This is a genomic window from Rhodococcus sp. WS3 (assembly GCF_003797085.1).
GTDB lineage: Bacteria > Actinomycetota > Actinomycetes > Mycobacteriales > Mycobacteriaceae > Rhodococcus_F > Rhodococcus_F globerula.
Genome location: NZ_RKMA01000002.1, coordinates 1 through 14,284 on the forward strand (window position 1 = coordinate 1; position 14,284 = coordinate 14,284).

At 62.4% G+C, this 14,284-nt stretch carries 14 protein-coding genes; all 14 read left to right on the forward strand.

The features are described from left to right. Positions 1-142 precede the first annotated feature (142 nt). Positions 143-1,039, forward strand: a complete 897-nt coding sequence (locus tag EEB13_RS14175; RefSeq protein WP_230590016.1) for a hypothetical protein — start codon at positions 143-145, stop codon at positions 1,037-1,039. Further along, positions 1,036-2,019 (forward strand): HAD-IIA family hydrolase, encoded by a 984-nt coding sequence (locus EEB13_RS14180; protein WP_045067875.1) that lies wholly within the window; start codon positions 1,036-1,038, stop codon positions 2,017-2,019. The genes EEB13_RS14175 and EEB13_RS14180 overlap by 4 nt, the downstream gene beginning before the upstream one ends. 75 nt (positions 2,020-2,094) lie before the next feature. Continuing rightward, positions 2,095-2,337: a hypothetical protein gene (locus tag EEB13_RS14185; protein ID WP_033231881.1), complete on the forward strand. Its 243-nt coding sequence runs from the start codon at positions 2,095-2,097 to the stop codon at positions 2,335-2,337. 1 nt (position 2,338) lies between these two features. Beyond that, positions 2,339-3,169 (forward strand): TlyA family RNA methyltransferase, encoded by an 831-nt coding sequence (locus EEB13_RS14190; RefSeq protein ID WP_141485618.1) that lies wholly within the window; start codon positions 2,339-2,341, stop codon positions 3,167-3,169. Next, positions 3,166-4,113 carry an NAD kinase gene (locus tag EEB13_RS14195; RefSeq protein WP_033231883.1) on the forward strand — a complete coding sequence of 316 codons (948 nt, stop codon included), beginning with the start codon at positions 3,166-3,168 and terminating at the stop codon, positions 4,111-4,113. Before EEB13_RS14190 ends, EEB13_RS14195 begins: the two co-directional genes overlap by 4 nt. A 3-nt stretch (positions 4,114-4,116) precedes the next feature. Beyond that, positions 4,117-5,892 carry a DNA repair protein RecN gene (gene recN, locus EEB13_RS14200; RefSeq protein ID WP_116103436.1) on the forward strand — a complete coding sequence of 592 codons (1,776 nt, stop codon included), beginning with the start codon at positions 4,117-4,119 and terminating at the stop codon, positions 5,890-5,892. 88 nt (positions 5,893-5,980) lie between these two features. After that, positions 5,981-7,165 (forward strand): putative cytokinetic ring protein SteA, encoded by a 1,185-nt coding sequence (gene steA / locus EEB13_RS14205; RefSeq protein WP_033232172.1) that lies wholly within the window; start codon positions 5,981-5,983, stop codon positions 7,163-7,165. Then, complete coding sequence (locus EEB13_RS14210; RefSeq protein ID WP_033231885.1) at positions 7,162-8,109, forward strand: copper transporter; 948 nt, start codon at positions 7,162-7,164, stop codon at positions 8,107-8,109. Before steA ends, EEB13_RS14210 begins: the two co-directional genes overlap by 4 nt. Before the next feature lie 143 nt (positions 8,110-8,252). Next, positions 8,253-10,013: a CTP synthase gene (locus EEB13_RS14215; RefSeq protein WP_095886394.1), complete on the forward strand. Its 1,761-nt coding sequence runs from the start codon at positions 8,253-8,255 to the stop codon at positions 10,011-10,013. A gap of 7 nt (positions 10,014-10,020) precedes the next feature. Next, on the forward strand, positions 10,021-10,653 hold the full coding sequence (locus EEB13_RS14220; protein ID WP_045067870.1) for an NUDIX domain-containing protein: 633 nt from the start codon (positions 10,021-10,023) through the stop codon (positions 10,651-10,653). A 1-nt stretch (position 10,654) separates the two neighbouring features. Continuing rightward, positions 10,655-11,578: a site-specific tyrosine recombinase XerD gene (gene xerD / locus EEB13_RS14225; protein WP_092807649.1), complete on the forward strand. Its 924-nt coding sequence runs from the start codon at positions 10,655-10,657 to the stop codon at positions 11,576-11,578. Between the two features lie 277 nt (positions 11,579-11,855). Further along, positions 11,856-12,734, forward strand: a complete 879-nt coding sequence (locus tag EEB13_RS14230) for a ParA family protein (protein ID WP_373557473.1) — start codon at positions 11,856-11,858, stop codon at positions 12,732-12,734. Beyond that, positions 12,734-13,549 (forward strand): segregation and condensation protein A, encoded by an 816-nt coding sequence (locus tag EEB13_RS14235; protein WP_141485619.1) that lies wholly within the window; start codon positions 12,734-12,736, stop codon positions 13,547-13,549. Before EEB13_RS14230 ends, EEB13_RS14235 begins: the two co-directional genes overlap by 1 nt. After that, positions 13,546-14,253, forward strand: a complete 708-nt coding sequence (scpB, locus tag EEB13_RS14240) for an SMC-Scp complex subunit ScpB (RefSeq protein WP_116103431.1) — start codon at positions 13,546-13,548, stop codon at positions 14,251-14,253. Before EEB13_RS14235 ends, scpB begins: the two co-directional genes overlap by 4 nt. Positions 14,254-14,284 lie beyond the last annotated feature (31 nt).

Here is a 14,284-nt window from a genome sequence, read left to right on the forward strand (position 1 = left end):
AACCCGGAAGCTAAGCCCTTCAGCGCCGATGGTACTGCACTCGACAGGGTGTGGGAGAGTAGGACACCGCCGAACACCCGTTAACCGAAAGGGGACCCAACATACTGGGTCCCCTTTCGTGCGTTGTATGAAAGGAAAGACTGTGTCGGAGAATGGCGACGAGCGTCGGTCCTTCCGTGGGGGAGGAGCGCCTCGTTCAGGTGGCCCCCGTCGTGACAACGACGGGCGTGGTCCCCGAAGCAGCGGTGGCGGCGACCGCCGCAGCGGCGGAGGAGACAGAAGCGGCGGATCGCGTCGTGGCGGCGAGGGTGGATTTACCCCTCGTGGACGCGACGGTGACCGCAATCAGCGTCAGGCAGCACGCCCTGACGAACCCGATCTACCAGACAACGTAGAACCGACCGAACTTGATCCGGCTGTTCGTCGTGATCTGCTGAGCTTGGACAAGGACAACGCCAACACAGTTGCGCGTCACCTCGTCATGGCCGGCAAGTTGGTCGACGAAGATCCGGAACTTGCCCTGCTCCATGCCCGTGCTGCCCGTCAGCGCGCCGGCCGAATCGCGGTTGTTCGTGAAGCTGCCGGAATCACTGCGTATCACGCCGGTGAATGGGCTGAAGCATTGTCCGAGCTGCGTGCAGCTCGTCGTATGGCCGGCGGTCCTGGACTTATTGCAGTGATGGCTGACTGCGAACGCGGATTGGGTCGCCCCGAGCGGGCGATCGAACTCGGTCGTAGTGACGAAGCCAAACTGCTGTCGGGTGATGAAGCGTCGGAGCTTCGGATGGTCGTAGCAGGCGCCCGGATGGATCTCGGCCAGTTCGATCAGGCCGTTGTCACCTTGCAGACTGCCGATCTTGATGCAAAGCGCACCGGTGCGTCTGCGGCCAGGCTGTTCTACGCCTACGCCGACGCACTTGTTGCGGCCGGCCGCGTCGAAGACGGTCTGAAGTGGTTCCTCAATGCTGCAGCAGCGGATCTCGAGGGCGATACGGATGCAGAAGAGCGGGTGGCGGAGCTGTCCGGAGAAGATCTGTGACGGTTCTTCGCAGCCAGTACGACGTACTTCTGCTCGATCTCGACGGGACGCTTTACGCGGGCGCTCACGCGATTCCTGGTACCCAGAGTGCTCTGGGCCAGGGATCGCAAGCGCTCTACTACGTGACGAACAATGCAAGCCGGTCACCGTCGGATGTGTCTGCGCATCTGACCGAACTCGGCTTCGATTCTGTCGACGACCGGGTTGTGACAAGTTCACAGACGGCTGCCCGTTTGCTTGCCGAGCGGGTCGCTCCCGGGTCTGCGGTCCTTGTTGTCGGCACCGAAGCGCTTGCCGACGAGGTGACGCGGGTCGGACTGCGTCCGGTTCGTGAGTTCGCCGAATCTCCAGTTGCCGTCGTACAGGGGCATTCGACCGCAACCGATTGGTCGATCCTCGCCGAGGCCTGCCTCGCAATTCGCGCAGGCGCACTGTGGGTGGCGGCCAATCTCGACACCACGCTGCCTTCCGAGCGTGGTTTGGTGCTCGGAAACGGTTCGATGGTCGCGGCTCTGCGCGCAGCGACCAAGGTAGAACCATTGGTGGCCGGCAAGCCCGCGGCCCCGCTCATGAACGATGCATTGCTCCGCAGCGGTTGCACCAAACCGTTGGTCGTCGGCGATCGCCTCGATACGGATATTGAAGGCGCGCATGCTGTTTCGATTGATTCACTGCTTGTTCTGACCGGTGTCAGCACGCCCGCTGATGTTCTGCGCGCTCCGCTCGAACAGCACCCCACCTACATTGCTGCAACCCTGGACGCACTGAACCAGCCTGCCGCATTGTCGAAGGTCGGCACCGACTCGAAGTGGACCATCTCCGCGTCCGGGACGGCACTGGTCGTGGACGGACCCATGGTGGGGGACGAGACGTCGCTGCTGCGCGCACTCGCTCCCGTGGCATGGGAACATCCGGCATTCGAAAACGTCGAGGCATCGAACGCCGATGTGCAACGCGTCGTAGATTCGTGGTTGGCGTAAATTCTCGCAAGAGTGTTCGACTCGCGGGGTGGGGATGTGTGCGCAACCAATGGTCATGCACTAGCGTTGTGCGCGATGAGCACCCCGATATCGAACAACAAAAACACGAGCCCCGGCACCGGTGTGCCTGGGCCGTCGCGAGGTGTTGACCCGGAGCGTATTCGGTCCGACGTCGACGCTTTGCTCGTGAGTCTCGGGCAACTCGATCAGGATCCGAACGATCAGCACGGAGCAGGCGTGATTCCACACAAGGCGCAATTACTGGAACAAGCACACGAGGTGCTGGTCCAAGCACTGGCGTCTGTGGACAGGGTCTGACATGGCACGTAGAGCACGCGTCGACGCTGAACTCGTTCGTCGTGGATTGGCACGTTCACGCGATCACGCACAAGAGTTGATCTCGGCCGGCCGGGTCCTCATCTCGGGCGCCGTTGCCACCAAACCAGCAACGGCCATCGAAGCCGGAACACCGCTGCGCGTGGTCGAGGTCGAGCAGGAAGTCTCTTGGGCCTCCCGCGGAGCACACAAACTGATTGGCGCTCTTGACACTTTCGGCGAATCAGGGCTGAGCGTCGAGGGGCGTCGCTGCCTGGACGCCGGTGCCTCGACCGGTGGATTTACCGACGTTCTGTTGACCCGCGGTGCCAAAGAAGTGGTTGCTGTCGACGTCGGATACGGCCAATTGGTGTGGCGACTGCAGTCGGACGAGCGGGTTCACGTCATCGACCGCACCAATGTCCGCGCCATCGACGCCGAAACCATCGGTGGGGCCGTCGACATGGTTGTTGCCGACCTCTCGTTCATCTCTCTCAAGCTTGTGCTCCCGGCATTTGTCGCGTGCACCGCAGACGGCGCCGATCTTGTTCCGATGGTGAAGCCGCAGTTCGAGGTCGGCAAGGATCGAGTCGGGGCAGGTGGGGTTGTTCGTGACCCTGAGCTTCGGATTTCCGCTGTCCTCGAAGTGTCCGAAGCTGCCGCCAAGGTGGGCCTGCGTACCGCCGGTGTTGTTGCGAGTCCGCTGCCCGGCCCGTCCGGAAACGTCGAGTACTTCCTGTGGCTCAAGAAGGAAACCGAGCCGCAGGAGCAGGCTGACGATGCGCCGTCGGTCGAGGATCTTATCCGCAGAGCTGTAGAGGAAGGTCCGCAGTGAATGCAACTGCCGGGGGTGAGTCACGCGAGATTCTCCTGGTGGCACACCCGGGTCGCCGTGATATCGCCGAAACTGCCAGACGCGTCGGAAAGATCTTCGAGAGCGCGGGCATTGGCCTGCGGGTGCTGGTCGACGAAGCTGACAGCTCGCGTATCGAGGCAATGACTGCGCCTGAGGGATTCTCGGCGCCGGATCTTGATGTGACAGTTGTTCACCCAGGTCCCGAAGCGGCAGTCGGCTGCGAGATGGTTCTGGTTCTCGGCGGCGACGGCACCTTTCTCCGTGCCGCTGAGTTAGCTCAGGAAGCGTCGATTCCGGTTCTCGGAATCAACCTCGGACGCATCGGGTTCCTGGCGGAGACCGAGGCCGAGCATCTCGAAGAGGCTCTCGCGCAGGTAGTCCGCAAGGAATACCGCGTGGAACACCGGATGACGTTGGACGTTGTGATTCGCGTCGATGACGAGATAATCGATCGCGGGTGGGCTCTCAACGAGGCGAGTATCGAAAACCGCTCGCGTCTGGGTGTTCTCGAAGTGGTTCTCGAAGTTGACGGGCGGCCGGTGTCGGCATTCGGCTGCGACGGTGTGCTGGTGTCCACGCCGACGGGGTCGACGGCCTATGCGTTTTCTGCCGGTGGTCCGGTGGTGTGGCCGGAACTCGAAGCGCTACTTGTGGTTCCGAGCAACGCTCACGCACTGTTCGCGCGTCCACTCGTCACCAGTCCGGAGTCTCTGATTGCGGTGGAGACCGTTGCCGGCAGTCACGACGGGTTGGTGTTCTGCGACGGTCGCCGCACGCTGGAACTGCCTGCGGGTGGACGCGTCGAGATTGTTCGGGGTGCGACTCCGGTCAAGTGGGTACGACTGGATTCGGCGCCGTTTGCCGATCGGATGGTGCGAAAGTTTGAATTGCCGGTGACCGGGTGGCGGGGAAGGAAGCCTTAAAACGTGCTCGCAGAGATCCGAATCGACAGCCTGGGTGTGATCTCCGAGGCGTCAGCGCAATTCCACGAGGGATTGACCGTCCTGACCGGTGAGACCGGTGCGGGTAAGACGATGGTTGTCACCAGCCTGCACTTGCTCAGTGGTGCGCGAGCCGATGCCGGGCGGGTGCGCTTGGGCGCCTCCCGCGCAGTTGTCGAGGGCAGGTTCGTCACGGACTTGTCGCCGGCGTCGGAACGAGAGATCGCGCGGATTCTCGAGTCCTCCGGTGCCGAGCGTGACGAGGACGGCAGCATCATCGCGGTCCGTACCGTCGGTAGCGACGGACGATCGCGAGCTCATCTCGGTGGTCGCAGCGTTCCGGCCGGTGTGCTCTCGGAGTTCACCGACCCGTTGTTGACCGTGCACGGCCAGAACGATCAGCTCCGCCTGCTTCGTCCCGACCAGCAGCGTAATGCTCTGGATCGCTTCGGCGACAAGACAATCGGAACGCTCCTGACGCGCTACCGGAAGCATCGCCGTGAATGGCTTGACGCTCGTTCGGAACTGATCGAACGCACGTCGAAGGCCCGCGAACTGGCGCAGGAAGCGGATCAGCTGACCTTCGCACTCAACGAAATCGACGGTGTTGCACCGGAACCGGGCGAGGACGCCACCATCGTGGCAGAGGTTCGGCGCCTCAGTGATCTGGATTCGTTGCGCTCGGCAGCCGAGGAAGCACATGCAGCGCTCGCCGGTAGTGACGACATGGCCAGTGCTGATGTCGGAGTCTCGCCCGCACTGGATCTGATGTCGGAGGCCAGGGCGCGGATCGAGTCCGTCGTCGATTCCGATTTGGACGGATTGGGTGCGCGGCTGGCCGATGCCATCGCGGTTGTCACCGATGTAGCCGGCGATCTCAATACCTACCTCGCTGGATTACCGTCTGATCCGGGTGCTCTGAACACACTGCTGTCACGTCAATCCGAACTGAAGACGCTGACGCGCAAGTATGCCGCTGACGTCGACGGAGTTCTGGAATGGGCCGACACTGCTCGTACTCGACTGTCCAAACTCGACGTATCGTCGGATGCTCTCGGATTGTTGAGCAAGCAGGTCGAGGAATCCGCCGCACTGACGGCAGATGCGGCCACCAAACTCAGCGCGGCGCGAGTGAAGGCGGCAGCAAAACTGTCGAAAGCCGTCAGCGCGGAATTGGCCGGACTGGCGATGGGCCGGGCCGGTTTGGAAGTCAGTGTTCGGCAGCAGGTTGCCGGTCCTCAGGATTCGGCTCCGCTGAACGTCGGGGGAGCGGAACTGCATGCCGGCTCCGGTGGCGTAGACGAGGTGGAGTTCCGGTTGTCGGCGCACAGCGGCGCTCCGTCGTTGCCGATCAGTAAAAGCGCGTCGGGCGGTGAACTCTCACGCGTGATGCTCGCCTTGGAAGTTGTTCTTGCCGGTAGCGACACGGGCGCGACGATGGTGTTCGACGAAGTGGACGCCGGAGTCGGTGGTCGTGCGGCCGTCGAGATCGGTCGCCGATTGGCCAAACTTGCTCGGACACATCAGGTGATTGTGGTGACGCACCTTCCGCAAGTGGCGGCATTCGCTGATACCCATCTCGTAGTCGACAAAGTCGACGACAAGGGCGGCGTCGTCAGCAGTGGTGTTCGGACACTCTCGGACAGCGATCGAGTCGTGGAACTGGCCCGGATGTTGGCCGGTTTGGACGATACTGAAACGGGTCGTGCGCACGCCGAGGAACTGTTGGAAATAGCCAATGCGGCACGCGTCACAGATTGAACAATACGTGGTGCAGTTGTGGTTGATGTGGTAGTTGGTTCGGCGCGCCTCCACCGATAGCGGCAGGTTCGGGTTCATCATCGAAGCCATGAAGATGCCCGCATTGCTCTCCCGTAACACCACGTCGTTGCCAGGGATCAGCGGCATCGCCAGGGTCGATCGGAATACGGCCAAGCTTTTACGCCGTGTCGGTCCCGGGGATATCGTCGTCCTGGACGAGCTCGACATCGACAGGCGAACAGCCGACGCTCTGGTGAAAGCCGGAGTGCTCGCGGTTGTCAACGCATCGCCGTCCATCTCCGGTAGATACCCGAACCTCGGCCCGGAGGTGATCGTCGCCAACGGCATCGTCCTGATCGACGCGCCGGACGGCGAGGTATTCAAGTCGATCAAGGACGGCAGCAAGATTCGCCTGCACGAAGGCGAGGTCTTCAACGGAACAAAGAGCCTCCTCAAGGGTGAGGAACAGTCCGAGGCCGAGATCTCCGACCGGATGATCGAGGCAAAAACCGGGCTCGTCGACCACCTCGAAGCGTTCTCCGGCAACACAATCGAGTTCATCCGAACCGAGAGTCCGCTCCTCATCGACGGTATCGGCGTGCCAGACGTCGACATCAATCTCAAGGACCGCCATGTCGTGGTGGTGTCCGACGGGCCCGATCACGAGGCGGATCTCAAGAACCTCAAGCCGTTCATCAAGGAGTACTCGCCGATCATGATCGGCGTCGGTGCGGGCGCCGATGTACTGAGCAAAGCCGGCTACCGCCCCGATCTCATCGTGGGCGACCCGGAAGAAATCACCAGCGCCACTCTGAAGTCCGGCGCCGAGGTAGTTCTGCCTGCAGACCAGGACGGTCATGCTGCCGGCCTTTCGCGTATCCAGGATCTCGGCATCGGAGCGATGACGTTCCCGGCAACGGGGTCACCGACGGATCTGGCTTTGTTGCTTGCGGACCATCATGGCGCGTCGCTGATCGTGACGGTCGGTAACGTCGTCTCGCTCGACGAATTCTTCGATCGTGCTCGCCGCGAAAGCAATCCGTCGGCGTTCATGACCAGACTCAAGGTCGGTCCGAAACTTGTCGACGCCAAAGCCGTCGCAACGCTGTATCGCAGTCGGGTATCCGGGGGAGCTATTGCTCTTCTGGTGCTCGCCGCACTGGTCGCGGTGATCGTCGCGCTGGTCGTATCCAATGCCGGTAGTGAAGTTCTCGACTGGGCAATCGCAACATGGAACAGCTTTGCGCTGTGGGTTCAGGGGCTCTTCAAGTGATTTCTATGCGTCAACACGCAATTTCGATTGCGGCTATTTTCTTGGCACTCGCCATCGGCGTTGTTCTGGGATCCGGAATGTTGTCGAGTGGGCTGCTCTCCGGCCTGCGCGACGACAAGGCTGATCTGCAGAACGAGATCGAAAATCTTAACGAACAGAACAATCATCTCGAAGAGCAACTCAACTCCGCCGACGGTTTCGACTCGGCAGTGGGCGGACGCGTCGTACGTGATTCCCTCGCCGGTCGGACCGTTGTGCTGGTGACCGCACCCGACGCTGATCCGAGCGATCTGGACGGTGTCACGCGATTGATCGCGGCATCGGGCGGCGCCGTGACGGGTCGCGTGTCGTTGACGGATTCGTTTGCCGACGCCAGCGGCGGTGACCGTCTGCGGACGGTCGTGAACAACGTGATCCCCGCGGGCATCACTCTCAAGACGGGAGCGGTCGACCAGGGAAGCCTCGCCGGTGACCTGCTCGGATCAGTCCTCTTGCTCAACGGATCGACCAGTGAGCCGCAGAGCACGCCGGACGAGCTGAATCTGGCTCTCGACACGTTGCGCAGCGCAGGTTTCGTCACGTACGACGGCGTCGTCAAGCCGGCTCAGCTCGCGGTGGTCCTCACGGGCGACAACGCATCGGACGACGGGGCCTCCGGTAATCGCGGCGCCGTGATCGCCCGCTTTGCCGGTGCGCTGGACGGACGCGGCGCAGGAACGGTCCTGGCGGGTCGACCGGGCTCGGCCGATGGCAATGGTCCGATTGCGGTTGTACGGGCCGATGCGGCGCTCTCAGCGGGTCTGACGACTATCGACAACGTTGATCGTGAAGCCGGGAAGATCACTACCTCGCTGGCTTTGCAAGAGCAGTTGAACGGCGGAGCAGGGCGGTACGGAACCGGCCCGGGAGCCGCGGCGATCACCGTCGGTGCACCCGCGAGTTGATACCCCGGTCACATCGTGGGGCGAAACTCGGCGCGTAGTAGGCGTCGGGGCCCCATAGGTGTTACCGTGAAATCCCGTGGGTCGGCAGGCCCCAGCATTGCTTCAACAGACCAAGCCCTGCACAGTCGTCACGGGAGCCCCTTTTGCCACAGTCACGCAACACCACGCGTACCGCCACCAAGCACATCTTCGTCAGCGGAGGTGTTGCTTCTTCGCTCGGTAAAGGTTTGACCGCCTCCAGTTTGGGACAGTTGCTCACCGCGCGGGGCATGCGCGTGACCATGCAGAAACTCGATCCCTATCTCAATGTGGATCCGGGCACCATGAATCCGTTCCAGCACGGTGAAGTGTTTGTCACCGAAGACGGCGCGGAGACCGACCTCGACGTCGGACACTACGAACGCTTCCTCGATCGCGATCTCTCGGGTCAGGCCAATGTCACCACCGGCCAGGTGTATTCGACGGTTATCGCCAAGGAGCGACGCGGCGAGTACCTGGGCGACACCGTTCAGGTCATCCCGCACATCACCGACGAAATCAAGCGACGCATCCTCGAGATGAGCGGCCCGGATCTGCAGGGCGTGCGCCCCGACGTCGTCATCACCGAAATCGGTGGAACTGTCGGCGACATCGAATCGCAGCCGTTCCTCGAAGCCGCCCGTCAGGTCCGCCACGACGTCGGCCGCGACAACGTGTTCTTCCTGCACGTCTCCCTTGTGCCGTTCCTCGGCCCGTCCGGAGAACTCAAGACCAAGCCGACGCAGCACTCGGTTGCGTCGTTGCGCAGCATCGGCATTCAGCCCGACGCGCTCATCCTTCGTTGCGACCGTGACGTCCCGCAGGGACTCAAGAACAAGATCGCCCTGATGTGCGACGTCGACGTCGACGCCTGCATCTCCACTCCCGACGCTCCGTCGATTTACGACATCCCGAAGGTTCTGCACCGCGAGGGCCTCGACGCGTACGTCGTGCGTCAGTTGGGTCTGCCCTTCCGTGACGTCGATTGGACCGTATGGGGCGATCTGCTCGATCGGGTTCACCAGCCGCGTGAGACCGTCCGAGTTGCGTTGGTCGGCAAGTATGTCGACCTGCCGGACGCGTACCTGTCGGTGACAGAGGCTCTGCGTGCGGGCGGCTTCGCCAATCGTTCCAAGGTCGAGATCTCGTGGGTTGCTTCCGACGAGTGCGAGACCGAAGCAGGTGCTCAGGCCGCACTCGGCGACGTCGACGCCATTCTGATCCCCGGCGGCTTCGGCATCCGCGGTATCGAAGGCAAACTCGGCGCGATCCGGTACTCCCGCGCACGCAAGCTCCCGCTGCTCGGTATCTGCCTCGGTCTGCAGTGTGTTGTCATCGAAGCCGCACGCAGCGTCGGTTTGACGGACGCCAACTCGGCTGAATTCGAACCGGACACCAAGTACCCCGTCATCTCCACGATGGCCGATCAGGAAGACGTGATCGCCGGCGAGGCCGACCTCGGTGGCACGATGCGTCTGGGTGCGTACCCGGCAGTGCTGACCAAGGGTTCGGTTGCGGCGCAGGCTTACGGAACCGAAAATGTGTCCGAGCGTCACCGTCACCGCTTCGAGGTCAACAACACCTACCGTGAGCGGATTGCCAAGTCCGGCTTGAAGTTCAGCGGTACGTCGCCCGACGGCCATCTCGTCGAGTTCGTCGAGTACCCGCGCGAGCAGCACCCGTTCTTCGTTGCAACGCAGGCACACCCGGAACTCAAGAGCCGCCCGACGCGTCCGCACCCGCTGTTCTCGGCGTTCATCGATGCGGCGTTGAAGTACAAGCTCGAAGAGCGTCTGCCCGTTGACGTTCACGCCGAGAAGACCATCGACACCGCAGCAACCGAGACCGAACTCGATGCCGTCACCGAATCTTCGGAAAAGGTCTAGCAATCACATGAGCGACCCCGGTCGGCACGAATTCGACACCCTCGACTCCACCACGATCTACACCGGCGCGATCATCGCGCTGCGTAAGGACTCCGTGGTGATGCCAGGAGGTCAGCGCGCCGACCGGGAGGTCGTCGAACACCACGGCGCTGTTGCGGTGGTGGCGATCGACGCCGACGACAATCTTGTTCTGATTCATCAGTACCGGCATCCGCTCGGTCATCGGTTGTGGGAGATCCCGGCCGGTCTTCTCGACGCACCTGGCGAGAGTCCGTTGGACGCGGCCGCGCGTGAGTTGGGCGAAGAAACCGGACTCGGCGCTGATCGTTGGTCCGTGCTTGTCGACGTTGCGCTCTCGCCGGGGTTCACCGACGAAGCTGTGCGAGTTTTCCTCGCCGAGGGGTTGCACGACGTCGACCGGGAAGATCCCGAACACGAAGAGGCGGACCTGCAGATTGCGCGGGTGCCGTTGGCGAAGGCCGTCGACATGGCCTTGCGCGGCGATCTGGTGAACGCCACCGCGGTGTCCGGCATCATGGCGCTGGCGGCAGCACGCGCTGTCGGCACAGAGTTGCGACCAGCCGACGCTCCGTGGCCGGACCGTCCGACCGCCTTCGGAGAACGCAAGTCCAGGGCCTGAAATGCTTGCCAGACAGGTGGATTCATTTCTGGACCACCTAGCGGTCGAGCGGGGATCCGCTCGCAATACTCTTCTCTCGTACCGCCGGGATCTGTATCGATACGTCGAATTCCTCAATGCCAGGGGCATCGACAATGTCTCGCGAGTTGCTGAAAACGACATCACGGAATTCGTGACGAATTTGCGGCTGGGGGACAAGGACGCCGGAATTGTCGCGTTGGCACCGAGTTCTGCCGCGCGGACCCTGATCGCTGTACGCGGTTTCCACAAGTTCTCGACCGCTGAAGGACTCACAACGGTCGACGTGGCCCGGGCAGTCAAACCGCCGACCCCCGGACGCAAACTCCCCAAAGCGCTTCCGCTCGACCAGATCATCGCGCTATTGGAAGCGTCCGGTGGTGGCGCAGCCGGAGACGGTCCCCGAGATCTGAGGGATCGCGCACTCCTGGAACTGCTTTACTCCACCGGAGCTCGTATCTCGGAAGCCATCGACCTCGATGTCGACGACATCGACACCCACTCTCGATCCGTTGTGCTCCACGGCAAGGGCGGAAAGCAACGCGTGGTGCCCATCGGTCGGCCCGCGATCGAGGCCGTCGACGCTTATCTTGTGCGTGGCCGGCCCGCACTGGCTACCAGGGGCTTGCCTGCCCTGTTCCTCAACGCGCGAGGTGGACGGTTGTCCCGGCAGAGTGCCTGGCAGATCCTTCAGGACTCGGCGGCTGCCGCAGGAATCACGGCTGACGTTTCGCCCCACACGCTGCGACATTCCTTTGCCACACACCTACTGGACGGCGGTGCCGACGTTCGTGTTGTGCAGGAACTTCTGGGCCACGCGTCGGTCACCACAACCCAGATCTACACCTTGGTCACCGTCACAGCGCTACGTGAAGTGTGGGCGCAAGCACACCCCCGGGCGCGCTAGCCGTCTGCGTGTAATGCGTGTTGCGTGAGAAATCGGAGAAATAAGCGGTAGCGTTCAAGGCGCGCGAGCGACTCTTGTGAGTATTCGGCCTGTCGGAATTCGGTATTGCCGGGTATTCCACGGGTTGCCGGCGCCGAGAGCAACCGTCGAAAGAACAGGGGAGCATCGGACCGTGTCGACATCGCAGCGAGCAGCGGCGGAGTCAGCGCCGCCGTATGTCACAACCCAGTACCTCGACCCCTCTACCGAACCTGCCCCTGCCGCCGATTCCGAGGCGATATTCGACCTACCGACCTCGTCGGACACTGCGTCAGTCGAAGAACTCGGACCGACCGGTAGGCCGGTACGAGAAGTCCCGATGCCGACCCCGTTGCCGCACCACGGTCCCGCGATGATCATCGCGATGTGTAACCAGAAGGGTGGCGTCGGCAAGACGACGTCCACGATCAATCTGGGGGCGGCGTTGGCGGAGTACGGCCGCCGCGTGCTGTTGGTCGATCTGGACCCGCAGGGCGCACTGTCCGCAGGGTTGGGTGTGCAGCACCACGATCTGGAACTGACGGTTCACAACCTGCTCGTCGAACCGCGTGTGTCCATCGACGACGTACTGATGCGCACCCGGATCGACGGACTGGATCTGCTCCCGAGCAATATCGATCTGTCGGCGGCCGAGATTCAGCTGGTTACCGAAGTGGGACGTGAACAGACGCTGGGTCGCGTATTGCATCCGGTTCTGGATCGATACGACTACGTCCTGATCGACTGCCAGCCGTCGCTCGGTCTGCTGACGGTCAATGCCTTGGCCTGCGCTGATTCGGTGATCATTCCGATGGAATGCGAGTACTTCAGCCTGCGCGGTCTGGCGCTGCTCAACGACACCGTCGAAAAGGTTCACGACCGGCTCAATTCCAAACTCGAGTTGGCCGGTATCGTCGTCACGATGTTCGACTCGCGCACACTCCACGCCCGTGAGGTGATGGCGCGCGTCGTCGAGGTGTTCGGCGACGTTGTCTACGACACCGTGATCAACCGCACCGTGCGTTTCCCCGAAACCAGCGTGGCCGGCGAGCCGATCACCACCTGGGCACCCAAATCTGCCGGAGCCGAGGCGTATCGGGCGCTGGCCCGCGAAGTAATCCACCGGTCTGGTCGTTAGTGAAACTGATTCCACCGCAAGAAGATTCATCCCCAGCAGTTGCAGAGTTCCGCGTAACGCTTCGAAACTTCGAAGGGCCGTTCGATCTGCTGCTTTCCCTGATCAACCAACGCCAACTCGACGTCACCGAGATAGCGCTGCACACCGTCACCGACGATTTCATCGCGTACACCCGGCAACTCGGCAGTGCGATGGGGCTCGATCAGACGACGGAGTTTCTTGTTGTCGCCGCGACACTTCTCGATCTGAAAGCCGCCAGGCTCCTGCCGGCAGGCGAAGTCGAGGACGCCGAGGATCTTGCTCTGCTCGAAGCCCGCGACCTTCTTTTTGCCAGGCTCCTTCAGTACCGCGCCTACAAGCAAGTTGCGACGCTGTTCGGTGAACTCGAGGAAGCAGCATTGCGGCGATACCCCCGCTCCGTTGCCGTCGAGGACCAGTTCGCCGATCTCCTTCCCGAAGTGCTGCTCGGAGTGGATTCGCACAAGTTCGCCGAGATCGCCGCAGCCGTTTTCGCACCCCGGCCGGTTCCCACAGTCAGCCTCGATCACCTGCATGTGTCCAATATCTCGATCCCCGAACAAGCGGAGTTCATCCTCGAACTTCTGCGTGCCCGCGGCACAGGGGAGTGGGTACCGTTTCCGGACCTGATCGAGGACTGCGACGACGCCGCCCCGATTGTCGCCCGCTTCCTGGCGCTGCTCGAGCTGTACCGTCGGCGCACCATTGTCTTTGACCAACCCGAGCCGCTCGGGCCACTGCTCATTACCTGGACCGGCGAGGAATCAACCCCCGTCACCGAGGAGGACTACCGATGAGTCTCGATCCCGCCGCGACGGAATCTGTGCAGGTAGAAGACTCTGGTGAGGGTGATTCGGCTCTCGCTTTCGAGCTGGACGACACTCAACTCGACGCTGTGCTCGAGTCGCTGCTGCTCGTAGTCGATTCACCGGCGGAGGTGGCGCAACTTGCCTCCGTGACCGGTACCGATCCGGCTCGCGTCGAGCAGCGACTGCAACTGATGTCGGCTGCACTTACCGCCCGTGGCAGCGGCATAGACCTGCGATACGCAGGCGACGGATGGCGTTTCTACACGCGGCAAGAATTCGCCCCCTACGTCGAACGGCTGTTGCTGGACGGCGCACGTACCAAACTGACCCGCGCAGCATTGGAAACTTTGGCGATAGTCGCATACCGTGGACCGTTGACTCGTGCGCGGATCAGTGCAGTACGAGGCGTCAACGTGGACGGGGTGGTACGCACACTCCTCGCCCGCGGACTGATCGCGGAAGCCGGGCCAGACCCGGACACCAACGCGACACGGTACTCCACAACCGAACTGTTCCTCGAACGGCTCGGATTGAGCTCGCTGAGCGATCTCCCGGAGTTGGCACCGCTTTTGCCTGATGTCGACCTGATCGACGACATCAGCGAAAGCCTCGAATCCGATCCGCGATTTGCGAGAATGAACAAGGCCGACGTGCCCACCGACGTGGTGGACACCGAAGTCGACGACGACTGACGGGGAAAACCCGCCGTCGTCAGCAGAAAGA